General features: G+C 43.2%; 17 protein-coding genes. 10 read left to right on the top strand and 7 right to left on the bottom strand.

Annotated features, from left to right (window positions below; genetic code table 11):
- The first annotated feature begins 13 nt into the window (after positions 1-13).
- Positions 14-2242 (top strand): alpha-L-fucosidase, encoded by a 2229-nt coding sequence (locus ING2E5A_RS04310; RefSeq protein ID WP_071136345.1) that lies wholly within the window; start codon positions 14-16, stop codon positions 2240-2242.
- Positions 2243-2322: 80 nt separating this feature from the next.
- Positions 2323-3474, top strand: coding sequence for a metallophosphoesterase (locus tag ING2E5A_RS04305; protein ID WP_231960437.1), 1152 nt, complete (start codon positions 2323-2325; stop codon positions 3472-3474).
- Positions 3475-3493: 19 nt separating this feature from the next.
- Here the strand turns inward: ING2E5A_RS04305 and ING2E5A_RS04300 are convergent, their stop codons facing one another.
- From ING2E5A_RS04300 to ING2E5A_RS04285, 4 genes are all read right to left on the bottom strand, one after another.
- A complete protein-coding gene (locus ING2E5A_RS04300; protein ID WP_071138191.1) occupies positions 3494-4510 on the bottom strand; it encodes a LacI family DNA-binding transcriptional regulator in 1017 nt (338 codons plus the stop codon).
- A 132-nt stretch (positions 4511-4642) separates the two neighbouring features.
- On the bottom strand, positions 4643-5110 hold the full coding sequence (locus tag ING2E5A_RS04295; protein WP_071136343.1) for an IS30 family transposase: 468 nt from the start codon (positions 5108-5110) through the stop codon (positions 4643-4645).
- Positions 5111-5582: 472 nt separating this feature from the next.
- Complete coding sequence (locus tag ING2E5A_RS04290; protein ID WP_071136342.1) at positions 5583-6797, bottom strand: IS4 family transposase; 1215 nt, start codon at positions 6795-6797, stop codon at positions 5583-5585.
- A 155-nt stretch (positions 6798-6952) separates the two neighbouring features.
- Entirely contained in the window at positions 6953-8164 is a 1212-nt protein-coding gene (locus ING2E5A_RS04285) for a transposase (protein WP_071136341.1), read from the bottom strand.
- Positions 8165-8519: 355 nt separating this feature from the next.
- Between ING2E5A_RS04285 and ING2E5A_RS04280 the strand changes: the two genes are divergently transcribed.
- Positions 8520-9107 (top strand): hypothetical protein, encoded by a 588-nt coding sequence (locus ING2E5A_RS04280; RefSeq protein WP_071136340.1) that lies wholly within the window; start codon positions 8520-8522, stop codon positions 9105-9107.
- A 3-nt stretch (positions 9108-9110) separates the two neighbouring features.
- Here ING2E5A_RS04280 and ING2E5A_RS04275 read toward each other — a convergent pair whose 3' ends face one another.
- Both ING2E5A_RS04275 and ING2E5A_RS04270 read right to left on the bottom strand, forming a co-directional pair.
- Positions 9111-10070, bottom strand: coding sequence for an IS1595 family transposase (locus ING2E5A_RS04275; RefSeq protein ID WP_071136339.1), 960 nt, complete (start codon positions 10068-10070; stop codon positions 9111-9113).
- A gap of 328 nt (positions 10071-10398) precedes the next feature.
- A complete protein-coding gene (locus tag ING2E5A_RS04270; protein ID WP_005842164.1) occupies positions 10399-11310 on the bottom strand; it encodes an IS982 family transposase in 912 nt (303 codons plus the stop codon).
- A gap of 128 nt (positions 11311-11438) precedes the next feature.
- Between ING2E5A_RS04270 and ING2E5A_RS04265 the strand changes: the two genes are divergently transcribed.
- Positions 11439-12194 (top strand): hypothetical protein, encoded by a 756-nt coding sequence (locus tag ING2E5A_RS04265; protein ID WP_071136397.1) that lies wholly within the window; start codon positions 11439-11441, stop codon positions 12192-12194.
- Positions 12195-12779: 585 nt separating this feature from the next.
- A complete protein-coding gene (locus tag ING2E5A_RS04260) occupies positions 12780-13940 on the top strand; it encodes an IS256 family transposase (RefSeq protein WP_071136337.1) in 1161 nt (386 codons plus the stop codon).
- A 688-nt stretch (positions 13941-14628) separates the two neighbouring features.
- Here ING2E5A_RS04260 and ING2E5A_RS04255 read toward each other — a convergent pair.
- The gene (locus tag ING2E5A_RS04255) at positions 14629-15582 is read right to left on the bottom strand and encodes an IS1595 family transposase (RefSeq protein WP_071136336.1); all 954 of its coding nucleotides are present in this window, start codon (positions 15580-15582) and stop codon (positions 14629-14631) included.
- Positions 15583-15761: 179 nt separating this feature from the next.
- On the opposite strand from ING2E5A_RS04255, the gene ING2E5A_RS04250 reads away from it, so the two are divergent.
- The 5 genes from ING2E5A_RS04250 (at position 15762) to ING2E5A_RS04230 (ending at position 25462) form a co-directional block, all read left to right on the top strand.
- Positions 15762-18863, top strand: a complete 3102-nt coding sequence (locus tag ING2E5A_RS04250; protein ID WP_071136335.1) for a SusC/RagA family TonB-linked outer membrane protein — start codon at positions 15762-15764, stop codon at positions 18861-18863.
- 11 nt (positions 18864-18874) lie between these two features.
- Complete coding sequence (locus tag ING2E5A_RS04245) at positions 18875-20842, top strand: RagB/SusD family nutrient uptake outer membrane protein (protein WP_083373186.1); 1968 nt, start codon at positions 18875-18877, stop codon at positions 20840-20842.
- A gap of 27 nt (positions 20843-20869) precedes the next feature.
- Positions 20870-22150 carry a DUF5000 domain-containing lipoprotein gene (locus tag ING2E5A_RS04240; protein WP_071136334.1) on the top strand — a complete coding sequence of 427 codons (1281 nt, stop codon included), beginning with the start codon at positions 20870-20872 and terminating at the stop codon, positions 22148-22150.
- A gap of 47 nt (positions 22151-22197) precedes the next feature.
- A complete protein-coding gene (locus tag ING2E5A_RS04235; RefSeq protein ID WP_071136333.1) occupies positions 22198-23394 on the top strand; it encodes a DUF4998 domain-containing protein in 1197 nt (398 codons plus the stop codon).
- 553 nt (positions 23395-23947) lie between these two features.
- Positions 23948-25462, top strand: coding sequence for an ADP-ribosylglycohydrolase family protein (locus tag ING2E5A_RS04230; protein ID WP_449421130.1), 1515 nt, complete (start codon positions 23948-23950; stop codon positions 25460-25462).
- Positions 25463-25523: the final 61 nt, after the last annotated feature.

The raw sequence follows: 25523 nt of genomic DNA, 5'->3' as shown, positions 1-25523 counted from the left end.
TAAAAACTTAAAGATGACCAGAAGAAGACCTATCCAGACCAGATTCATGATGCTGTTGCTGTTATGTGCAACAACATTAGCATCATCAGCACAGCTCAACAGCTTTCCGGAATCTTACCGGATCAGCCAGAAAGATATTGAGAGGGCAAGAAAGGTAATTGCAACGCCGTTAAAGGAAGAGCCTACATTCCCGAATCCGCATCATGAGGCGCAATGGTTTCCTGACGCCAGCCTCGGACTTTTCATGCATTGGGGAATCCATAGCGTTGTAGGAGCACAACCATCGTGGGACATGATATCCCATTACAGGTACGGAGGTAAAGTTGCGCCTCCCGACCGTTACTATGCGCTGGCCGACCAGTTTGATCCTCAGAAGTATGATCCGGACAAATGGCTAAAGGCAGCCAAGGAGGCAGGATTTACCTATGCGGTGCTTACCACCAAGCATCACGACGGTTATGCCCTATGGCCATCAAGGTATGGTATTGGAACCAGTCAGTACATACAGGGGCGGGATTTGATCAGGGAGTATGTGGATGCTTGCAGAAAAAACGGCATGAAGGTCGGCTTCTATTTCTCCCCCAGGGACTGGCATTTCCCGGGACTGATGCATCCGGTCGAGTTTGATGCAAATACAAGGCATCAAGTGCCGGCCATTACCGATTCCGTGGCAAACTACCAACTGTACGAAAGGTTTCTCGCTTTTGTCCTTGCCCAGATGGAAGAGATCCTGACGCGGTACGGCAAGATCGATATCCTCTGGCTCGACGGAATGTATTTCAGGGGGGTGAGCGACATGCACACGAATCAGATCTATGCCTGGATCCGCTCCCTACAACCAGGGATTGTGGTAAACGACCGCTGGTCGAACATCGTGAACCCCGATGATCCAGACGGTACCGGTATGCGGATCGGCGACTTCACCACACCATTCGAGTGTATCCTTCCCAGCTATATCCCATCACGTTGGTGGGAGCACTGCGACATCTGGACGTCAGGCGGCGGCGGTTGGGGACACGACAAAACGGGCAAGTTCAGACCATACGCCTGGTTCTTTGAACATCTCGTTGCCAGCCGTTCACTGGGTGGAAATTTCCTCCCGAATGTAGGTCCCGACGGTAACGGGGAGATGCATCCGAACTACTACAGAAACATGGAGGCCATCGCAGCCTGGATGTCACACAGCCGAGAATCGGTAATCGGTGCCGGTCCTTCACCCGGCGTAGAACGAAGCAACGTAATGATCACCACCCGGGGCAACAACTGGTACCTGCACCTGTTGCCATCATTCCAGAAACAGGTCTCGCTCCGGACAGACCGTGAACCGATATCGGTAACACTGCTCCGTACTGGCGAACCAATTCCTTACATATACATGGACGGGTTCATCAACTTCACCCTCTCCCCGAAACTGCGCACAGAGATGGATGATGTGGTGAAGGTGGTTGTTCCGTCCGAGGAGAATGTGATGACGGTTGCCTCCTACAACATCAAATATGAATCAAAAGCCGACTATGAGGACGGAAACGGATGGGAGAAGAGAAAGGCGCCTCTCGCAAAACTGATTCTCGATCACGGGATCGATATCGTGGGAACCCAGGAAGGCACCCCAAAACAGCTGAACGAACTGAAGACTCTTCTGAGCGATTATCAATATATTGCCTATCCATATGGCGGGTCTGACGGCAAGTTGCACAACTGTGCCACCTACTACAGGGCCGACCGTCTTGAGTTGCTCGACGACGGGCTCTTCTGGTTAAGTGAAACACCCGAGAAACACTCCATAGGATGGGATGCCACCGATACCCGAATTTGTCAATGGCTGAAATTCAGGGAGGTGAAAAGCGGAAAGGTTTTCTTTCTTTTCAATGCCCATTTTTATTACAGGAATGAGAAGGCTAGAGAGCGATCGGCAGATCTGGTCATCTCCAAGATTGAAGAAATTGCCAAGAACAACCCGGTAATCTTTATGGGGGATCTCAACTCCACACCCGATATGGTACAGATCCAGAAACTGAGGAGTGTATTGACTGACTGTTCACTGGTTGCCCCCCAGGTTGCGGGTCCCCGGGCAACCTATATGGGAGGACGTTTCCATGGCAAATCCGAGATGCAACTGGACTATATTTTTATAAACGACAAGTTTCAGGTTTCGGCTTTCAGAACAGTTACCGATACCTATAACGGCGAGCGGTATCCCTCCGATCACCTGCCCGTAGCTGCCAAGTTGTCGATAAAGTAAACCATTCAATCATAATTAAAACATTTTAACTCTATCAACTCAGTATGAATCCCAAATCATTTCTATGGATTACTCTATTCATGAGTATCTCAACACTTCTGCTGTCCCAATCGCGGATCGCCATTACCCACGGTCCCTACCTGCAAGGCTTGACGGAAAATGAGGTGACCATTGTCTGGACGACCAATAAAGAGGCCATATCGTGGGTAGAACTGGCCCCGGACGACAATTCCCATTTCTATGGCGAACAGCGCCCCCGTTTTTATGCAGAATCATACGGCTTTAAAGTGATTGATTCGGTACATATGGTCAAGCTGAAGAACCTGAAACCCAACACAACCTACCGCTACCGCATCTATTCTCAGGAGGTGCTGAGCAACCAGCCGTACAACATAACCTACGGCCGGACTGCCGCCAGCAATGTATACAGCGAGGCTCCACTGAAGTTCACTACCAACAATCCACAGAAAAAGGAGATTTCGTTCCTGGTATTAAATGACATTCACGGCAACAATGAGCTGATGGATTCACTCCTGACCGGGACCCAATGGGAGAAAACCGACATGGTTATCTTCAACGGCGACATGACTACCGATCTGCGTTCAGAAAAGCAGCTCTTCGACAATTTCATGGACAAGGCGGTTACACTCTTTGCCAAAGAGACCCCGTTCTATTATGCGAGAGGGAACCACGAAACCAGGGGAAACTTCGCACCCACTTTTCCCCGTTACTTTCCCACCCCTACCGGGCAACTTTACTACATGTTCCGTCAAGGGCCGGTCTGCTTTATCGTGCTTGACTGCGGTGAAGATAAACCCGATATGGATATTGAATACAACGGCATTGCAGCCTTCGACAACTACCGCACCGAACAGGCCAAGTGGCTGGAAGAGGCGATCAAGTGCGATGATTTCAGGCAATCCCCCTTCAAGATAGTGATCGTCCATATACCCCCTCTTGGAGAATGGCACGGCGAGAAAGAGATTCTTGAGAAGTTTGTTCCGATACTGAACGGGGCCGATATCGACTTGATGCTGAGTGCCCACCTTCACACCCATGTTTACCGGGAAAAGAGCGATGCAATCAACTTTCCTGTACTGGTAAATCACAACCGGCAGATGATCAGTGTCAGGGCAGACAACAGTGTAATGGATCTCAAGATTTCTGACACCAAGGGGAAACAGGTCAAAACCTTCCGTTTTACTGCACGAAACAACGGCAACCGGAAATAAGAAAGGAGAAGTGATGCTCTTACAGCAATGTCTTGATTGATTCCTTGATCACAACTTGAGGTTTAAGGAGCACCTTGATCACATTCATATCCTTGTTCTGCATCCTTGAGAAAAGATACTTGACCGCGATCTGGATGATATCGTCGACGGGTTGAGCAACATACGAAAGGGGTGTTGACAAAAAATCTAGATAGGGGTGCTCATCGAACGTTATAATGGAAACATCCTGCGGTATGCGTATATTTTCCTCTTTCAATGCCTTTATACATCCCATTGCAATGGTGTTGCTTAAGGTAAATATGGCTGTTGGCCTTACCTTCTGCTGCATCAGGAGTTTCGTTTCCAGGTATCCGTTCTGTATAGTAAAATCATCTCCAACAACCCAATAATCACGGATACCCGATTGTTCAAGCGCCTCTTTAAATCCCTTTACCCGCAACCGGTTTGGCGTTGACTCCTTGACACCTTGTATGCAGGCTATGGATACATGTCCGTTTTTAATGAGATACTTTGTAGCATGAAATGCTCCATCATAATTATCCGTAGAGACATAGGGCAAATCCAAATCTTCAAAATACCGGTCAATACAAATAATGGGCAATTGTTGATCATAGAGCTCTTTTATATGCCTCCACTGATTTCCGGAAGGAACAATAATCAACCCCTCAATATTTCTAGCACTCAGCTGCTCCAACTCTTTTTTCTCGTTTTCAAAGTTCTCATCACTATCGCTGATAATGGTAATATATCCGTATTTCCTGATCTCTGCATTCAGTCCGCTAGCTATGGCAGCAAAAAACGGATTGCTTAAAGAGGGGACGATAAGCGCAACGGTATTGCTTTTCCCCGTACGGAGATTGGCCGCGTAAAGGTTCGGTACATACCGCATCTCTTTGGCTACCTCCAGAACTTTCTGCTGTGAAACTTTACTGATGCGGTATTGTTCACCTTTACCATTAATGACCCTTGATACGGTGGTCGTGGAGAGCCCGGCTTTTTTTGCTATGTCAGTAATACTCACTTTATGATTGCTCATGTCTTCCGGCGTTTTCACTATATAATCTATCTGTTCTACTCATCAAAAAATGAAATTCTGGTCAAAAGTAAGTAATATTAATCAATATACAAATAAAATCAGTAATGGGCAGAGTCAAGCAGCAAGTGCAATTTACATAAATTGTTTGTAAAACTCAACTTTGGGTGTGTTAAAGTCCAATTTTTTCCTCGGTCTTTCATTCAGCCTGTGCTGTATCCGCTTCAATCTGTCGGGTGGATAGTCCTTGAAGGACGCCCCCTTGGGGATGTATTGCCGGATGAGCTTGTTCGCGTTTTCGATCGATCCTTTTTGCCATGCCGAATAGGGGTCGGTGAAGTACACCGGGGCTTCCAGCATCTCCGTGATCCGTTCCGGGGTGGCCCGGTTGCCGGGCAGGCGTTCCCTTCTCTCCATCGCCATCTCGTGGGCCAGTCGCCACGAGTAGCCCCCGCGCTTGTCCTTGTTGCGCTGCAACTCCCTGGACACCGCTGAAGGACTGACACCTATCAAGCTCGCGATCGTCCGCTGGGTGTCACCGTTTTCTAAACCTAAATAAATAGCATATCTTTGTTCTGAAGTTAACTGTTTGTATTTTTTCATAAGCAACATAATAGTTAATTTTAGGGAGACTTCGGTCTCCTTTTTTATTTTTTTATGTTGCTGATTGACTAATTGTTTTTTTCAAAACCCCTTAAGCACTTTTGAAAGGGGATTTTGGAAAAAAACAATTAAGATAAGAAGTGTAATGTAATCAAATCTTTTGCACTTCTATCTTGAACTTAGTTCGTTAGCACAACCCAAAATCTCAATAAGATTCCATGCAAAACAACATCCGGACCGTACAGAGACAAGTTGCTACCTGATTTTATAGACCATGTATTTAGACAAACCATAAATAAACTGCTATTCAATTATTTTTTCAGACTTATCCTGTTCCATATGGCAACAAATTATAAAAGTATCTCAAAAAAGAATATTCTGGATCATTGCCGTCCGATAAAAACTGATTTTAATTTTGCTTGACTTCCAACCGTCATATTATCAGACATGTTTTTTTAGTTTTCTATTATTCTCAAAAGTAAGCCCCCCTGAAAAGGGTGAGCATCCCTAAATTCTTGTCATCCCGTTGCCAGTCTCGTTCCGGATTTTCTAAAAATCTCATCAAATGCAAGTAATTGAACAGGTGTATCCTGCAAAATGATACCAGGTTCGAGAATGCCCAGCGCCGTTTCAACCGCTTTTGAACAACCGTGAGCAAGAGGTTCACGATCAAGGCGCAATATATCTGTGTTTTTATCGCGTTCTCGTTGTCCCCGAGGAAGTACTTCAAGGGGAAGTTACCTTTTAACTGCCTGAACAGCAATTCAATTTGCCATCTAATCTTGTAAAGGGCGGCTATCATGTCGGGACGAAGGTCGAACAGGTTGGTGAGGAACTCGAACTTGCGTTTCAACACCCTGTCGTAGAACACCACCTTGCGCAACATCAGCTTGCCCTGCCCATCGTCCTCCTTGACGGTCACCTCTATGATGGTGTCCTCCAGCACGCCGCTATGAATACATTCTTCAACGTGAAGCTCTTGTTCCACCTTGTAAACGGCGTCGTCCTTGATGCGGGTGACGAAGCCGGCCCCCTTCTTGCCGAACAACTTGAAGGCCTTGTAGTCGTTGTATCCCTTGTCGAAGACGTAAATGGTGTTGTCGTCGGGGCTGAGTTTCTTCAACAGCGCGTGGTCGTGCGTGGCGGCGGACGTGAACCATACCATCTTGGGAACGGGCTCGTCCACATTGATGACGGTGTGCACCTTGATCCCCCCTTTGCGTTTACCGTTAGAGGGTGTTCTGCCGACGCACTTCAGGATGTCCTGAAACAAGCTGATGACCGTGCTGTCGAAGATCTCGACCTGCTTGTTCAACACGGCCTTGAACCGGGTGTCCGAGATCACGTGTTGATACTCGCGGAGCAAATCGTGATACACGCCCGAGAAGAAATCAACACTCCGGCGCTTGTTGGCGTCCGACAATGTGCTCCTGTAGGGTATGTGGCCGAGTTGGAAATGCCTGGTCTTGCCTGAAAGACCGAGCATTGCGCCCGCCACCTCTCGCAGGGAGGAGCATTTGGCGAAAACACAAAATAACATGCTTATGAGGTGATCCTTGGCCATGAAACGTTTCACGTAATGATCAGCCTTGTGGCGTTTGCTGTTTCGAGCGATGATTCCTGAATCTATCATAGATATGAGCTGTCCGAAAACCGATTGTCCGAAAAAATAAGTACTTTTGTTCATTGTAGTCTTGTTTTGTGCTAAATACAAAGCTACAATTATTAGTACGATGGGCAAACTCAGATTTGCCCTCGTACTTCTTCAGAAAAAAGTTTTATCGGACAACAGTGATTCTGGATGAACAACTATCAATAGTTCGTTAAAAATATAGTTTGGAGTCAAGCAGCACTTGCTGCAAACTCAATGAGTTCCTTGACAAGTTTATCATTTAATCTTCTGTTCGGTTTTATGCCAGACACGCAAATAAATCGTTCAAGCAAGTAGGCGTTGTGTATCATCGTTTTACATGATGCCATCGAAAAAGGAATACCTCTTTCCCTTGCCAGCACCTTTGCCAGGTTTATTGAGGTAAGAGACGCATTAAAGTTGAACGATAGCTTTGCTACGTCCCTTGCCTGCGATTGCATCAGTCCTGTGAAGCCTTTGGCATCCCTGAAGCAAAACTCGATCTGAAAACGGGTGCGGTAAAATTCTATAACATCTTTTCCACTCATCTCAGGATTGGTAGAGAAGAACAGTTTTGGTTTTTTCCCATCCTTGGAATACCAGACGACAAGCCTGACCATCCGTTTAAGTGATTTGGAATAGGCTACCAAGGTGTAGAGATCACCGTTATCAATATTGATCTTTTGCACTCTGGTTGTATCCAGGTTGGCCATGTCAATCTTTCCGTCGTAGAGTTTAGGCCTGCCTTTCTTGCCTGTCGGTTTCTGCAGTGTTGGATAATAAAGTGCGGCGTCATCCCTGAAGCGGCTGACCAGATCAAACTTCATCTCTTGCAGACCCGTAACGAAGTTGTTCTTTGCGAAGTAGGCATCGGCAACCACGTGACGGCTTGCCCGATGGAGTTTCTCCCGCATCGATTTAATGACCAGCAGGTACCAGTCAATCAGGTTGGCATCACGACTCTCCAGGGTTTGACGGTCCGGAGTCTGAACGGCCTGTAGACTGATGCAATCCTTGTTGTCGACGTCTATAAGGCCCACTCCCAGGATTTCCAATCCTCTTTTCGCCTGACCGGCTGCACCCGACCAGAAGTAACCAATCCAAGGGGTATTCTTTCCTGATTTGGATATATAACTGGGATCAATGGCAATTGCCTTGCGATCTCCGGTTAATACCCTATCAGACAAAGACAAGTTAAACTCCAGCCAATCAAAATCCTTCGAGAAGTTCTGGCGAAATCGCTGTTCACACGACTTGCCATATCTCCCCAATTGTAGGAAATTAATCCTGCCGGGAATGACCAGATACAAAATAAGCGTCTCCATAAGGAATGATTTGAAACTTTTGTTTAACTTCGTAGTTAGTTCACCAAGAACATCACTACAGATACCTCTATATTGGTTAAGTATGCTGGTTCTATCCATCTTTATTAGGTTTTGATCAGCTATAAAGATACTGATAATCAGCTACTTAACCATCTTTTTTATGTTAAACTATGTTGTGTAAATCATTGAATTTTAATTGGTTAATTGAATATTTACCGAAGTATTGACTATAGAATCAGCCTTTTTTGCAAAACAACATTATTTAACTAAAAAAAGTACTTTATCAATCAAAATATCTCCATTTTTGTAAAAAATAGAGCAATCCATTCTCCAGCCACCGTTAAAAAATTAAATGCTCCCATAAATAAACAGTGTTGCTCAAGTTGCTCTTTCATTGGTTTTTATCTTCATTGTACGTAAAAAATGTGTCTACATGTAATAAATCTCTACGATTATGAATAAAAATAAGTTAAAGTATGCAGGATTTTTAGCAAGCATAATAATTGTACTTGCATTCTTTTCTTCAAATAGTTGTCAACAAGACTCACTGAATAACGGGTCAAAATTTCTTTCATTTAGTGCTACCAAGCAAAGTTTAGATAAACTATCCAAAGAAGAACTAAACAATTTTATTCTTGCATTGGAACGTATTCAGATAGTGTCTGAAAACGGTTTTTATGAAATTGTTCAAAAAAATGGACAAGAAATAAATATATCAGAGAATCTTTTTTCGTATATAAAACAGATTGTTGAAAATTCAAATAGACTTGTTAATGCGAAAAGCAAAAAGTCCACCACCCCTCATCTAAGATCGGATACCGTAGAGTTTGGTGACAACATTAACTGCGTAGCTCACACCATCCATGCGATATCAAATGACTTGGGCGGGTATTACACATATTCGGGAATTAATGCCTTCCTGAATGACAGCATAGAAGGCTACGCGGAATATGGAGTACCGTTGGAATTGATGGGGTTTGCAGTTGGTCATTTTTTTAATTACGAATACCAAGCTGGACCTCCTATGTATTATAACTATTAATGATTATCCGCAATAGTTCCTATTGTAAATTCTTGACTTGAAATCAGGCGCACACGATACGGCGGCTATCAACAGCCTGTCAAACTGGTTTTCCCCGAAGTAACGCCTGTTGAATTTATAACAGAACTGGTTGAGGTAATATTGCAAGTATTCTGGTTTTATCTTGTAATACACGCCCAGGAGCTGTCGTTTGGCATTGCTGATCGCGGTATGCACCCAGGGCAGCACCTTGGAAAGATCCTGGTGTGGAATAACAGATGCCGTATGTGAATGAACATGCTCTTTCAATTTAGTGTAAGATGTTGAGTCATCGGTGGTCAGATCCGCCGTGCTTTCAACGTGCTCTTTGACATTCCTTGTAATTGTACCGGACTTCAAGTCACTGATCACTTTCATTTTCAGGTATCTAACCTTCTTGGGTTTCTTACCCGGCTTGGGGTTTTCAACGGTTTTGCTTTCAGCCATTACCAGCACTTTGGTCTTTTTTTGGCTCCCGCGGCCGCGCTTCAACGGTTTGTCCCTCTCTTCAAGGGATATTTCGGTGGAAAAGAAGGCGTCGTCCAACTCGATGGCTCCCTCAAGGGTGTACTCGTCGTCGCGTTTGCCCATCACGTCACGCAGTTTATTGACCATTTCCCATATGGGCTGGTAACGCTTGTGCCCCAGCTGGCGCTGCAGCTCCGCCGCGGAAAAGGAGCCCTTGGTCGCCGTGAGCAGGTGCATGGCCACGAACCAGTAACGGTAAGGCAGGTTGGAGTGCTGCATGACGGTGCCTGAACGCAAGGTTTGGCGTACGCGACAACGCTTGCATTCATAGGCCTGCTTGTTTTCCAGCCAATAACAATAATGTTCTTTACAATTACAATGACGACAGGTTACTCCCATTTGGTCTCTTTGTTCTTTAAATTTTTTCCGACAGGATTCCTCATCGGGGTAATTTATAGCAAAATCCAGGATATTCATAGTTTGAATCTTTATATCGTTAGCGATGTAAATATAATGAATATCAGTGAATTGTGCAAGTGTTTTTGAAACTTATTTATAACTTTTTCCCGTTAAATTCTTTAGGAATAACTGCGGATAATCATTTAACTATTTAAATGCAGGTAATACCAGAACAATGGCTGTTCTTGATTATTGGGATGGCACAGGGCATGCAGCGGTCTTACTTATTTCAGATGGGGAATTGGCATATATTTGGGACGAACAAACTGGCAAAGATGTAGTTATAGAAAATTGGAGAATAAGAAGAAGATATAAGATACTAAATACGTGAGTTCGGGATAACATATTATCCCCAAATGGTTAATTGACTTGACTTTTCCACTTCAAATTTGATTGAAGGCTTTTTGGGAAAGAAACAATATGCCACCAATGCAGCAATTATGTTCATGATGAAATTATGTGTGGAACGATGCCTTGAATGTTCTATCTGGCAGATATTCTTCAGTTCATCATTGATGGACTCAATTACAGATCTTTTGCGTAAGAGAATCTTGTCGCGGAATGACATCAGGGAATTTTTCATATTTGAGCGTATACCGGTCACTAAATGAACTCCCTGGTCAAACAGCATCTCGAAGAGCTTTGTGCTGATGTAACCCTTGTCTGCATATAGTTTACCGAAAAGATCTTTGGTAAGAACATTGATTACGTCAGGGTTTCTATCGTCGACATTGCCTTTTGTGAGAGAGAAATTCAGCAATTCACCCTTTTCATTACAGACCAGATGAAGCTTGAATCCAAAAAACCAGCCCATCGTACTTTTCCCTCTTTGTGCCAAATCCCTGAATACTTTATTCGAGTGGATACGCTTGTTATGACATACTTTGATTGGAGTGCTATCCACATATGTAATGCCTGTGCATTCACCAAATCCAAAGAGTTTGAGCAACAGCATGAAAGGTACAATCACCCTGGGTTGCAACTCGACAAAACGGTTGTAGGAAACGGCATTTGGAAAATAGCTCTTCATGTGCTTGCAAATATAAAACAGGTAATAATTCTTGAAATTATGAAAGGTTCCACAGTGGAAGCAGACCATCACGGCAATAATCTCGCTCTGGGACATTTGCGTTTTCCTGTTTCTCCTTTTCGTTATGTCACCTGCTTGAAGTTGGTGATTCCGGATTTCATTCTCATATTCTGCACAAAAATCGTCGGCAATACAAAATATTTCAATAACTTTGTCTGTTGTGATCATAGGGTTGATGTTTGTTATTTGTTTAATTAACAGCTATAAATATACAAATAATCTCCCTATATCACAACTTTTTTTATGATTTTCTTATCCCGAACTCACGTTAAATGTTAAATACTGAATTTGAGATTATGAAAAAAGTAGTATTGTTTTGTCTGTTGGGGCTTATTTTCCTTGTTATAGGTTGTGGCTCCGCTTCCCCTTCAAAAATAAAATTATGGCAAGAAAGAGTAGCGGAACAAAACACCCGCACATTACCAGAATACGCCAAATTTATGGATGAAAAGTTAGGAATTACCTGCACGATGCCCCGTAACTTTATCGACCAAAAACAGCTCAGACAGTGGAGAATTCATCAAAACAGGGATGTAACTTTCGTGTACACTCCCGTATTGAGGTCAAAAGACAAGCAGTGCATAATCTTATATCCCTTTTACCCTGTACATACAGATAGAGTCGGAGATACCCCATGCTTTTCTTCACGCGAGAGAAAAGAGATAGAAGAACTTATGAAAAAAGACTCTACCATCCTCAAAACCCCCAATTGGAAAGTGGGAATTCCCCGCAGTATTATCTATTCAGAGATCAGAGCGGCGTTGGATATCGATTATCGTGCTTGGATTGACCCTGACAAGCATATTACCGTATTGGCAGGAAAAGAGGCGCGAAACCTTTTTAATGCCGACTCCGTTTTTATTTATGATATCCCTATGGACAAACCGTACGAAGAAAAATACGTGCACTGTACCGGATTGGCAATAAGCAAGGCCAATAGGCCTGTGTTGTATCTAAAATGGTTCTTCACAAATAAGGGAAAGAAAAAAGAGAAGAAATACCTTGATTTGATAAAAAAAACAATTTGGTACGGTGATATTCCAAAAAAATAGATTCATAACGAGGATGATCGGAGTTATCTCCGGGTGAAAACCAGCCTTTGTGTTTATGGAAAAATAACAGCGGAAACTATATAATTACAACAGAGAATTACCGGATAGAGACAGGGATAAACCATCTTTGTCCGTCAGAGTACAACAAAAAGATTACCCCCTACTCCAAACAAATAATATAAAACTATCCCAAGAGGTGAAATACTAGTTCAAAATGGGCAAATTTAATCAATATAAAAACAAGATCAACAAATGCTCAATCGTTATCACAACAAAATAAATCAATAAGATCAACACAAACAAAGGGGCCATATAGGTAAATAATTTATTTTTTTCGATAATAACGTACACTTTTGTATATATTCCTCAAGAACACACATATATCTAAACAACAACATTTTAACCATATTATAAAAATTCATGATGAACAAAAAGCATTAAGTAATAATAATGAATAAAATCCAAACTGGATTGAAGCATAGATACTGTTCCAAAAAGTGTGTCTGTACCTGTAAAAAAAGAACATAGTCTAAAAACTTTATTAGTTTTGCAAATAACCATAACAAACAATAAAATTCAAAGACTATGTTACTATCAAAGGAACAGCTTTCTTCCGTAATGGCCAAACATTCAGAGCGCGAAAACGGGTTACACGATTTAATGGAAATCATGCTTGAGAGTATGATGCTGGCAGAGCGTCGCGAGTTTTTAGACCAGTCAAAAGGTAACAAAGGGAATGGTTACCGTCAGGGTCGCAGTTTCGGGCATGGCCGTGTTCTGGAATTCAGGATTCCACGTGACCGTTACGGCAACTTCCATCCAAAGATTCTTGCATTGTTGCGTGACCAGGAACTGGAGTGCGAACGTTTGGCCGGCAGCCTTTATTGCAGGGGTTTGACCCAGGGGCAGGTCGGCGAGATCTTCGGTGAGATTTACGGTGAGCATTACAGCAAAGCCAGCATTTCGCGCATGATTGACTACTTGCGCTCCGATGTGCAGGAGTGGCTGAACCGTCCGTTGGAGGGTTATTACCCGATTGTATTGGTGGATGCCATCCATATCAAGATCCACCGTAAACGTTCAGTAGCCACTGAGGCTTTCTATGTGGTCCTGGGGGTGAAAGAGGACAAGAAGCGTGAGGTGCTGGGTATTTACAACCGCCCCACGGAGAGTGCCGCGGGCTGGGAAGATATCTTCCGGGATGTCCAAAGTCGTGGGGCAGGTCATATAGGACTGCTGGTAAGCGACGGGCTGACAGGCCTGGACTCGGCCCTGTCGGTCGTTTATCCGAAGACCCTGCTGCAGCGGTGCGTCACCCATTTGAAGCGCAACATGCTCTCCAAAGTGCGCCATGGTGACAAAATGGAGCTGGCGGAAGATTTACGCGAAGTGTTCCGTACGGGCCAGAAAGACTACACCAAGTGCGAAGCCTGGCAAAACTGGACGGCACTTTGCCAAAAATGGGGAAAGGATTACAGGAGCATCAAAAGGATGGGGGAGGATATTTCCTACAAATATTACTTCACCTATCTGCAATTCCACCCCCGTATCCAGTCAATGGTCTACACCACAAATTGGATAGAGCGGCTTAACAAGGACTTCCGGCGCGTATTGAAGATGCGAGGGGCAATGCCCAATGAGGAGTCGGTACTGGTACTCATCGGTAAAGTGGCGATGGACAAGGATGCTTATAACAGGGAATTACCCGGTATTGACAGGGACAAGACGTTGTTCCCCGGTGAGTGAAGGTATTTCCCGCCAACCCATGACAAAGGTCCTTAATTCCTCTTACTTGCACAAGGACAAGCAAGTTGCATGCTGCGCATGTAATCCTTGTGCAAGTATCGGAATTAAAAAATACATGTCATGGATTAGGTGAAATTAAAAAAAAGAAATAAATTTGTTATAAGACTGATAAAGCAATAGACTAGAGACACACTAAATGTAACACTACCGAAGCATACATGACGAACACCGACCCAACCAGAATAATCATGAGCTAAGATATTCGTAAGACATTGGTAGTTAAAAAAGTATTTATAATGGTAAAACTTGCGAAAGCTTAAAAATAAATTTGAAGTCGAAATACCGACAAGAGAAGTTATTTGTTTAATTCACGACAACCTCATCCAAAATAAAACTCTATTAATCTGATGATTAAATGCTAACAACATTTGATAACAACCTATTAAAATCCTAAAAAAAGGAGGACGATCTTTAAGATGAGCTTTTAATAGTCTTATAATAAACGACAAGCAATCTTTAATATTTAACTTTATTTAATAAACAATCGTTTGTTCTGTATAAATATTGATTTATATTTGCAGAAAATAATTTTGAAAACTTAAAATACTAATGATCATTTATACACAATACCATTGACTCTGAGATTTCCGGATTCAATTTTTTGAAATAAACAAGATAATATATATGATTATCCGCAATAGTTCCTATTGTAAATTCTTGACTTGAAATCAGGAGCATACGTTACAGCGGCTATCAACAGTCTTTCAAACTGGTTTTCCCCGAAGTAACGCCTGTTGAATTTATAACAGAACTGGTTGAGGTAATATTGCAAGTATTCTGGTTTTATCTTGTAATACACGCCCAGGAGCTGTCGTTTGGCATTGCTGATCGCGGTATGCACCCAGGGCAGCACCTTGGAAAGATCCTGGTGTGGAATAACAGATGCCGTATGTGAATGAACATGCTCTTTCAATTTAGTGTAAGATGTTGAGTCATCGGTGGTCAGATCCGCCGTGCTTTCAACGTGCTCTTTGACATTCCTTGTAATTGTACCGGACTTCAAGTCACTGATCACTTTCATTTTCAGGTATCTAACCTTCTTGGGTTTCTTACCCGGCTTGGGGTTTTCAACGGTTTTGCTTTCAGCCATTACCAGCACTTTGGTCTTTTTTTGGCTCCCGCGGCCGCGCTTCAACGGTTTGTCCCTCTCTTCAAGGGATATTTCGGTGGAAAAGAAGGCGTCGTCCAACTCGATGGCTCCCTCAAGGGTGTACTCGTCGTCGCGTTTGCCCATCACGTCACGCAGTTTATTGACCATTTCCCATATGGGCTGGTAACGCTTGTGCCCCAGCTGGCGCTGCAGCTCCGCCGCGGAAAAGGAGCCCTTGGTCGCCGTGAGCAGGTGCATGGCCACGAACCAGTAACGGTAAGGCAGGTTGGAGTGCTGCATGACGGTGCCTGAACGCAAGGTTTGGCGTGCGCGACAACGCTTGCATTCATAGGCCTGCTTGTTTTCCAGCCAATAATGTTCTTTACAATTACAATGACGACAGGTTACTCCCATTTGGTCTCTTTGTTCTTTGAATTTTTTCCGACAGGATTCCTCATCGGGGTAATTTATAGCAAAATCCAGGATATTCATAGTTTGAATCTTTATATCGTTAGCGATGTAAATATAATGAATATCAGTGAATTGTGCAAGTGTTTTTGAAACTTATTTATAACTTTTTCCCGTTAAATTCTTTAGGAATAACTGCGGATAATCATATAATATATTAAGTTTATTATGACACGAATTTTAACTTACAAATTTTAAATGAAATGAGAAAAAAATGCAACTTAGTTTTGTACCTCCTCTTTCTCTTGTTAATCGCTCCTTCGCAATTGCTGGCACAGCAAGTTACAGTCAAAGGGCGGGTACTCGAAAAAGAGACAGGTGAACCGCTGCCTGGTGCAAGCATTGTTGTTGAGAGTACCCCCCGGGGTGTATCAACCGACATTGACGGAACCTTTGAAATTAAGGTCACTTCTTCTGACAAACTTGTCTTTTCATTTTTGGGCATGGAGTCCCAAACAATAGCTGTCAGAGATAAAACCTTCATTGAAGTACAGTTGTCACCTGCGAGCAGTGAGCTTGATGAAGTAACGATTGTCGCTTTCGGAAAACAAAAGAAAGAGAGTGTGATTGGGGCAATAACCACCGTTAGCCCTGCAGACTTAAAAGTTCCCTCCAGCAACTTGACCACGGCATTGGCAGGGAATGTGGCAGGGGTTATCGCATATCAGAGATCCGGTGAGCCGGGTCAGGATAACGCAGACTTCTTCGTCCGTGGTATTACCACTTTTGGTACTAACACAAATCCTTTGATCTTAATTGATAATATTGAATTGACAAGTACCGACTTGGCCCGTTTACAGCCAGATGACATTGAGAGTTTCTCCATCATGAAAGATGCTACAGCTACGGCTCTTTACGGTGCTCGCGGAGCAAACGGTGTAATTCACGTAACAACCAAAAGAGGGCAGGAAGGTGCTGCTAAAGTGTTTGTTCGTTTAGAGACATCTCTTTCGGCACCCACGCAAACAGTTGAATTGGCTGATCCTGTTACCTACATGAAGGCGTACAACGAAGCCATTACTACCAGAGACCCGCTGGGAGACCTGATGTATAGCTACGATAAGATTGAGCAAACGGGTAAACCCAATGCTAACCGTTTAATCTACCCAAGTAATGATTGGTATAGTATGATGTTTAAGGATTACTCCAACAGCAACCGTGCCAATGTTTCTATTCGTGGGGGAGGTAAAGTAGCCACTTATTATGTTTCCGGTGCATTTACTCACGACACGGGAATTTTAAAAGTGGATAAACGCAATACGTTTAATAACAACATTGATTCTAAAAACTACACACTTCGTTCCAATATCGATATCAATACAGGGCCAACCACTAAATTGGCTATCCGCTTAACCGGTAACTTCGATGATTATACCGGACCGTTAAATGGAGGTAGCGCGGTTTACAGTCAGGTGCTTCACTCCGATCCTGTGTTGTTTCCTCCCTATTATCCCATAGATGAGGATCATATCGGAATTAAGCATATCTTATTCGGAAATTATGGTGATGGTGGCTATATCAACCCTTACGCTGAAATGGTAAAAGGTTATAAAGACTACGACCGTTCGCAGATGATTGCAGCGGTGGAGTTGAATCAAAAGCTTGATTTTATCACCAAAGGCTTAAACTTTATGACACTGTTTAACCTTACACGTTATTCAGACTTCACGGTTACCAGAAGTTTCAGACCTTACTGGTACACGTTGGGCAACTACGACTCCTACACGGGTGAATACAAAATTTCACGTTTGAATGAAAACGGTACCGATTATCTGACCTATGGTGAGGGAGCCAAGAATGTAATTAGTACTATGTATTCGGAAAGCCGATTAAATTGGGGACGTGAGTTCGGTCGTAGCAATGTGACCGGATTGTTGGTGTTTACCGTTCGGGAAAGATTAACAGCAAACCCGGGTTCGCTTCAGCTCTCGCTTCCTTCTCGAAACGCCGGATTGTCAGGACGTTTCACCTACGGATGGGATGGAAAATACTTCTCGGAGTTTAACTTCGGTTACAACGGTTCTGAGCGTTTCTCAAAAAATCACCGTTGGGGATTCTTCCCCTCGTTTGGTCTTGCTTGGGTAGTTTCTAAAGAAAACTTTTTCAAACCGCTTAATAAAGTGGTTAATAACCTGAAGCTGCGTTACTCATACGGATTGGTGGGAAACGATAATATCGGCTCCAGCTATAACCGTTTCTACTATTTATCGGAAATGGCTATGAATGATGCCGGCAGAACATCTTATTACGGAGAGAATCGGGGAGTATCTTCTACCGGAATTTCCGTGTTGCGATACGCCAATGATGCCATTACATGGGAAAAGTCTTTGAAACAAAACTATGCCGTGGAATTAGGCTTATTTAATAAAATTGATGTTATTGCTGAATATTTCACCGAATATCGCTCCGATATCTTTATGTCTCGGGCAGATATAACGAATACAATGGGGCTTCAAGCCGGTATTTCGGCAAACATTGGAGAAGCATCGGCAAGAGGTGTTGATATACAAGCTGACTACAAGCAAAGCTGGAACAAAGATTTTTGGACATCCGCTCGTGCTAACTTTACCTACTCTACAAGCAAATATGAGGTGTATGAGGAGCCTGAGTACAAGGAATATTGGCGTCAACACGTAGGATACTCAATCGGACAACAATGGGGGTTCATAGCTGAGCGCTTGTTTATTGATGATGAAGAGGCGTTAAACAGTCCTTCACAAGCTGCGTTCGGTTCTCAATACGGTGGTGGTGATATCAAATATACCGATGTAAATCAGGACGGTGTAATTACTGACGCGGATAGAGTTCCTATTGGGAATCCCGTTACTCCCGAAATTATTTACGGGTTTGGAGTTTCTACAGGTTACAAAGGGCTCGATGTATCGGTGTTTTTCCAGGGATTAGCAAACGAATCTTTCTGGATTAATGCGCCTGATATGGCACCGTTTGTGGGCAACACCCAACTCTTGAAAAGCATTCATGATAGCCATTGGAGCGAAGATAATCGCGATATTTACGCATTTTGGCCCCGCTACAGTGCTTACTACAATAGCAATAATATGCCTTATAGTACCTGGTGGATGAGAGACGGTTCGTTTTTGCGCTTAAAACAAGTGGAGTTGGGTTATACCCTTCCGCAAAAATTTGTCAATAAGCTACATCTTTCGAACCTCCGTGTGTATATGTCAGGTACAAACTTGTTCTGTTGGAGCAATTTTAAGATGTGGGACCCTGAAATGGGACGTTCAGCACTAAATTATCCCATTCAGCGAGTGATTAACGTAGGTTTGAATTTAACGTTATAATAAGTGAAACTATGAATAAGCGAACAGATATAATTAAGAAAATAAAATTAGCCGCGCTCGTGTTAATTGTTGGGTTAACGGCTTGTAATAAATACCTGAACGTGGTGCCAGATGATGGAATGGCAACTATTGAGACGGCTTTTAATTTGCGCTCTACTGCCATACGTTATTTGGGTACTTGTTACTCTTATATGACGGAAGAGGGTGCATCGCAGTATGACCCGGCGTTATTGGGAGGTGATGAGTTGTGGGACCTTGTAGGACGAAAAATAACGAATACAAGTGGACGCGTGCCTAGTAATATGTTTCAAATAGCACGTGGATTGCAGAATGCTACAACGGTGTATGGTAATGATTGGGCAGATATGTATCAAGGTATCCGCTGTTGTGATATTTTGGTGGAGAATATTGATGACGTTCCCGATATGCAAGAGTGGGAAAAGAAACAATGGAAAGCTGAAGTGAAATTTCTCAAAGCCTATTATCATTTCAACCTGATTCGTAAATGGGGACCAATTCCCATTATAAGAGAGAGCTTGCCTATTGACGCGACTGTTGAAGAAGTAAGGGTGTTTCGTGATCCTATTGACGAATGTTTTGACTTTGTGATTGAACTGCTGGATGAGGCTATACCCGATCTTCCTTTGGAAAACGCCTCTGTAGATGAGTACGGAAGAGTTAATCAGGCTATTGCTGCTGCGTTGAAAGCGCGTGTAATGGTGTACGCTGCCAGTCCTTTGTTTAACAACAATGTGGATCAGGCTTCATTGATAGATTCAAGAGGTGTTCAGTTGTTTGCACAAGGAAAATCGGAAACGGAACAGCTAAAAAGATGGGAAAATGCTGTTGAAGCATGTAAAACTGCAATTGATTTAGCAGAGCAAGCTAATAAAAAGCTGTATCAATACGACAATTCGTACAGAGTAAATGACACTTTGTTCCTCGATTTTACATTGCGTGGCATGATGTGTCAGCGTTGGAATGAAGAGATTATTTGGGGGAACACTCAGACCAATTGGACGCAGTTGTCTATGTGGCAGCGACTTACGGTTCCAAACTTACAGTATAAATCATTAGGTTGGAAAGAGTCTTTAAGCTGTTATGCTTTTATTGGTGTTCCGTTGAAAATTGCTGAGCAATTCTATACTCGCAACGGGCTTCCTCTTAACTTCGATAAAGACCGACAGGGGGTAAATGAACTTTCGCTTCGCGAAGGCGATGCTGCACACGCCTATTATATTGAGCAAGGCTACATAACCGCTCAACTGAACTTTGACCGTGAACCTCGCTTCTACGCCTTCTTAGGTTTCGATGGCGGTAAATGGGTGGGTGCTTTAACCAATTACAACGACTTACAACCCGGCGATATCTTTACCGTTGAAAACCGTATGGGTAAAGCGCTGGCAAAAAGTAGTGGGGAATCCGGTCCCGTTACAGGATACTATGCCAAAAAGATGTATCCATACAGAAATCGTATGAGTGCAGACAATAGTGCTTTGTCAACCTATTGGTATCCTTGGCCCATGATTCGCCTTGCCGATCTGTATCTGCTTTATGCGGAGGCGATTAATGAAGCAGAAGGACCAACCGGACCACGTAGCGCGGAAATGTTTAAATACATCAATGCGGTGCGTGAACGTGCGGCTATTCCCGACGTAAAAACTTCTTGGGATGTGCACAGTACTTCTCCCGGAAGATATAATACCAAAGCGGGTATGCGTGAAATTATCCATAGAGAAAGATTGAATGAATTGGCTTTCGAAAGCCAGCGTTTCTGGGACTTAAGACGTTGGAAAGAGGCAAGTCTTGAATATTCAAAAAATATATATGGATTTAGAGTGCTTTCGTTTACACCTGAGGAGTATTATAAGAAACTTTTAATTGCCGAACAACCTTTTGCGCAGAGAGATTACTTCTGGCCCATTCAAACGGCTACACTTGAAAGAAACCCGAACCTTCTACAGAATTTGGGTTGGTAATTGTTTAATAAAATAAAACGACTAAATATGAAAAAGTTAATATACTGTAGTGCTTTACTCTTCGTTTGGTTATTTTTCAGCTGTCAGGAGGCAGGAAGAATAGATCAGATTGATGAGTCTGTACCCGCACCCAAGCCTGTGGAAGTCACCGAGGTTATCAGTATTCCCGGTGGTGCAGTTATCAAGGTTAAGATACCCAACGATGACAACTTAAAAGGTATTGTTGCCACATATGAACGTAACGGGGAAATTGTAAATACAAAAATATCTCGTTTTGTGGATAGTTTATTAGTTGTTGGTTATGCCGATACAGAGCCACGCAAGGTAGAAGTGTGTTCATTTAACGTAAATGAGGTGAGATCAACACCGGTAAATGTTACCATTAATCCGTTAACACCTGCTGTTCAAACCGTAGATTTTGATATCGTAGAAGCTTTTGGTGGTGTGAAAATTCACATTATGAACAACACTTCTAACGAAGACTTGGCAGTGTGCTTGCTGGCTGACAAAGATGTTTCCAACATCGATGCTCCTGAATCATCAAAAAGATGGGTTGAGGTAACAACCCTGTTTACTTCCGCCGAAGACATCTATTTGGCTCGTCGTGGAATGAAGCCCGAGGAAACTCTTTTTGGGGTATATATTCGGGATAGATGGGGCAATAAGTCTCCAATAAAAAGTAAGATTTTAACTCCGCTGGAAGAGATTGAACTTGATAAAAAGAAGTTTAGATATTACAATCCGGGTGATGACAACTCTTACTCTACGAATAACTCCAACTATCCTATTAGTTCTTTATGGGATGGATCCGGGGTTTCTCAAGCACCTTACTTCTATGCAAGTAACTCGAGCAATCCAATGCCTCAATGGCTTACCATAGACTTGGGAGTGACGGCAAAAATCAGCCGTATTACCAAAATGGCTCGTATTGACTACAACATCTGGACCGGAGCGCATCCTCGTGAATTTGAGTTTTGGGGAAGTATGGCACCAACCGGTCAGGTAGTGCCTGAGAATGAGCATGGATTTGACGACAGCTGGTTCAAACTGGGATACTTCGAACAACCAAGACCTTCAGGATACAATCCCGACGGGACCGTTCCACCCACCTACACGGCGGAAGACCGGGAAATGTTCAATACCGGTACCGAATTTGAAATGGATGAGACCGTTTATCCGGATGCCCTCAATGAGTTACGCTACTTGCGTGTAGTGTTTATCAACACCTTTAGCACATGGGAAACAAAAGCCAAGGTAGGGCAGGTACAAATTGGTGAAATAACTCCTTATGGGCAGGTTGTAGAGTAGAAGTGAATTAATTATTAATGTGTGCAAGATTAAAAATATTGAGCAATATGAAAAAAATTAAATATTTACTGATGGCTTTACTCGTGGTGCTTTGCGTGAGTTCATGTAAAGACCAGGACGAAATCTACAAGGAGTTCGTCAAGGTTGGCGGATACATTTATCCTGAGAAAACAAATGGACTGCATGCATTTAGAGGTCATAACCGTGTGAAGCTTGTATGGAAAATGCCGAAAGACCCTTCGGTGACTTCAGCAAAGATCTACTGGAATAACAATGTTGATGTCTTGGATATTGATTATACAACCAGATTAGGTGAATATACCGAGCAGGTTATTGATAATCTGGAAGAGCGCTCTTATACGTTTCAACTGATTAACTTTGATGCCGACGGTAACAAATCAATGATTTCAGAAATAACGGTAGCGCCTTATGCGGCTAACTGGCTGTTGACGCATGCCGAACGCACTGTTACATCATCAGAGATTGTGGGGTCGGATGCTCAGATAGAAATGAGTTTCGGTACCGATGAGATGATAGCTACCCGATTTAGATATATCGATACGAATGGTGATACTATTCAGCTTGAGGAAACAATGGACTTGCTAACAAATAAAATAACTTTTCCCAACGCGGTATGCGGAAGAAAGTTTGAGTACAGCTCTAGTTTTTGTCCTCCCGAGGGCTTGGATACCATCTGGAACGACTGGATTAAGTCGCCGACCCCTATTTCCGGTAAGCTGGATTGCAAGTCGTGGAACGTTACGGTAACTACCGGTCAGATCTGGGATAACAACTTCCTGCCTTCAAAGGCGGTGGACGGCGTTATCGACAGAAATTACCGTTGGTGTAGCGCGCAAGGAGCATTAGCAAACGTTTTCCCGAAAATAATGGTGGTCGATAATCAAAAAGATTCCTATTACATCAATAAGGTTTCTTTATATCAGGACCAAGCCACTATGAACAGGCGATTTGGCAACAGTGTGGAGATGTATTGGGGTAATGAACCATTTGATCCCGACGCGGGAACCGATTATGCTAATTCTCCCGGATTTGCCGATGCCATTGCTAAAGGCAACTGGCTAACCACAACGTTCTGGTTCAGTACTGCAACTTGGACAAAAACATGGTCGCAAATGCAAGAATTCCAATATTTTGCCATAGTCTGGAAAAATTCTCGTTCCGGCAGCGGATGGATTGATCTATGGGAAATAGAGTTCTATGGATATGACTCCGCAGCCGACTAAAATTTTAAATTGGCCGTCGCGCTTTTAAGTTCATAAGATAAAGACCGCTACAGTTCAGACAGTTATAAATTGATTACAGGTTCTGACTTACTGGATAAATTTATAATCTGAACTACGGCGGTCTTGATTTTTTAAATTGCTATATGAAAATCTGATGTTTTTGATTTACTTTGCAATAAGGGGGTAATCAGCATCGGGTTTATCATGGGAAAAGCAGCCATCATCTCTTTTATCAGTCGGAGTTTCGGTCAGCCATCATATCCACCAGTACCAGCAAATAGAGGTGGAGTGAAGACTCTCCTGAACATTTCCGTCCCGCCCCGTTGTAATGAAGTGCTTGAATTTATGAATTGCAATAAGCAGTACCGAAAAGGGTGCAAGATATTTCATATAAAAACTGAACAAACGTTTGTTCAAAATTAGTTTTTATACTATATTTGTATTTTTAGTCAGTGAATCAATCGAATAATCAATATCGAATATTTCATTTAGTACATACAATATAACCAATTAATTTAATTTTATGAATCTTAAGCTTTTCTTCTTTTCCGGCATGATAGCCCTCTTGTCATGCAATATAAACGATGTGTCGGCAAAAGAATACAAAATCTCCAAAGGTGAACTCCTCAACAAGATCAAGGGAGGCTGGGCCGGGCAGGTAATCGGATGCACATATGGGGGCCCTACGGAATTCAAATGGAACGGTACGATGATCGGAGAAGAGATCCCGATCCCATGGGACGACACCCGCATGGTCTGGTATTACAAAAACTCCCCGGGACTCTACGATGATGTATATATGGACTTGACATTCGTGCAGGTCTTTGAAAAGTATGGGCTGGACGCTCCCGACTCGTTGCATGCAAAATACTTTGCCAACGCAGGCTATCCGCTATGGCATGCCAACCAGGCAGCCAGATACAATATCCTCAACGGCATCATGCCACCCGAGTCAGGACATTGGAAAAACAATCCACATGCCGATGATATTGATTTCCAGATTGAAGCCGATTTTGCCGGGTTGATGTCTCCGGGAATGGTCAATGCCGCATCAGAGATTGGCTGGAGAATTGGGCATATCATGAATTATGGCGATGGAGTATACGGCGGGATTTATGTGGCGGCCATGTATGCACTCGCTTTTGTGCATAATGATATCGAATTCATTGTGGAAGAGGCACTGAAATCGATCCCGAGACAGAGCAAATATTACCAATGCATAGCCGATGTGTTGCGGTGTTACCGTAAAGATCCCAAAGACTGGAAAAAGGCATGGTTCGAGGTTCAGAAAAAATGGAGCGCCGATACAGGTTGCCCTGATGGGGTTTTCCAACCCTACAACATCGATGCAACGGTCAACGGAGCTTATATCGTAATCGGACTGCTTTACGGCAGGGGCGACTACGGAGCAACCATCGATATCAGTACAAGGTGCGGATACGATTCCGACTGCAATCCCGCCAATGCTGCCGGAATTCTAGGAACAATGATCGGGTACGACAAGATACCGGCATATTGGAAACAGGGATTGGACAAAGTAGAGGATTTAAATTTTGCACACACCGAGATGTCGCTCAACAAGGTATACGAAATAGGATTTCGCCATGCAAGCGAGATGATCATCCGTAACGGAGGTCGTTTAACCGGAGATATTTTCACCATCAACTACCAGCAACCAAAACCGGTTCCGCTTGAAGTGGGTTTCGAAGGCCTCTATCCGGTAGAAAGACGAAGAATCGGCAGCAATCTTGGCGGGAAAAACCGCGAGATCTCCTTCAAAATTAATGGATCGGCTTTTGTGTTGAGTGGAAGGGCTGTAAAGAACAGCGACCGCCCCGACTCCATTCTGGAAATCGAAGTCTATATCAACGGGAACCTGCACGAAGTTGCGAAAATACCTACCAACAACCGCATCAGGCGGCACGATCTCACCTGGAACTATGATCTGACCGAGGGAGAAAACAACATTACGCTGAAAGCTATCAAAATTCCGGAGGGATACCGGATAGATGCAACAGATGTGATTGTCTATTCCAGAAACAGACCGGGAAAACTGGTCTATTATTAACACACTTTTCCGCAATCAGAAAAAAATCAATATCCACACTGTGTAAGCATAAAAGATAAAC

The organism is Petrimonas mucosa (assembly GCF_900095795.1).
In the GTDB taxonomy this organism is placed as follows: domain Bacteria; phylum Bacteroidota; class Bacteroidia; order Bacteroidales; family Dysgonomonadaceae; genus Petrimonas; species Petrimonas mucosa.
Note: the sequence above shows the minus strand (reverse complement) of the source record. Positions and strands in the feature narration are given on the sequence as shown.

Coding starts and splice junctions, on each gene's coding strand:
- ING2E5A_RS04255 (WP_071136336.1), bottom strand. CDS start 15,582: ATGAATATCCTGGATTTTGCTATAAATTACCCCGATGAGGAATCCTGT.
- ING2E5A_RS04305 (WP_231960437.1), top strand. CDS start 2,323: ATGAGTATCTCAACACTTCTGCTGTCCCAATCGCGGATCGCCATTACC.
- ING2E5A_RS04240 (WP_071136334.1), top strand. CDS start 20,870: ATGAAAAAGTTAATATACTGTAGTGCTTTACTCTTCGTTTGGTTATTT.
- ING2E5A_RS04300 (WP_071138191.1), bottom strand. CDS start 4,510: ATGAGCAATCATAAAGTGAGTATTACTGACATAGCAAAAAAAGCCGGG.
- ING2E5A_RS04230 (WP_449421130.1), top strand. CDS start 23,948: ATGATAGCCCTCTTGTCATGCAATATAAACGATGTGTCGGCAAAAGAA.
- ING2E5A_RS04275 (WP_071136339.1), bottom strand. CDS start 10,070: ATGAATATCCTGGATTTTGCTATAAATTACCCCGATGAGGAATCCTGT.
- ING2E5A_RS04245 (WP_083373186.1), top strand. CDS start 18,875: ATGAATAAGCGAACAGATATAATTAAGAAAATAAAATTAGCCGCGCTC.
- ING2E5A_RS04280 (WP_071136340.1), top strand. CDS start 8,520: ATGAATAAAAATAAGTTAAAGTATGCAGGATTTTTAGCAAGCATAATA.
- ING2E5A_RS04295 (WP_071136343.1), bottom strand. CDS start 5,110: ATGAAAAAATACAAACAGTTAACTTCAGAACAAAGATATGCTATTTAT.
- ING2E5A_RS04265 (WP_071136397.1), top strand. CDS start 11,439: ATGAAAAAAGTAGTATTGTTTTGTCTGTTGGGGCTTATTTTCCTTGTT.
- ING2E5A_RS04290 (WP_071136342.1), bottom strand. CDS start 6,797: ATGAACAAAAGTACTTATTTTTTCGGACAATCGGTTTTCGGACAGCTC.
- ING2E5A_RS04285 (WP_071136341.1), bottom strand. CDS start 8,164: ATGGATAGAACCAGCATACTTAACCAATATAGAGGTATCTGTAGTGAT.
- ING2E5A_RS04235 (WP_071136333.1), top strand. CDS start 22,198: ATGAAAAAAATTAAATATTTACTGATGGCTTTACTCGTGGTGCTTTGC.
- ING2E5A_RS04270 (WP_005842164.1), bottom strand. CDS start 11,310: ATGATCACAACAGACAAAGTTATTGAAATATTTTGTATTGCCGACGAT.
- ING2E5A_RS04250 (WP_071136335.1), top strand. CDS start 15,762: ATGAGAAAAAAATGCAACTTAGTTTTGTACCTCCTCTTTCTCTTGTTA.
- ING2E5A_RS04310 (WP_071136345.1), top strand. CDS start 14: ATGACCAGAAGAAGACCTATCCAGACCAGATTCATGATGCTGTTGCTG.
- ING2E5A_RS04260 (WP_071136337.1), top strand. CDS start 12,780: ATGTTACTATCAAAGGAACAGCTTTCTTCCGTAATGGCCAAACATTCA.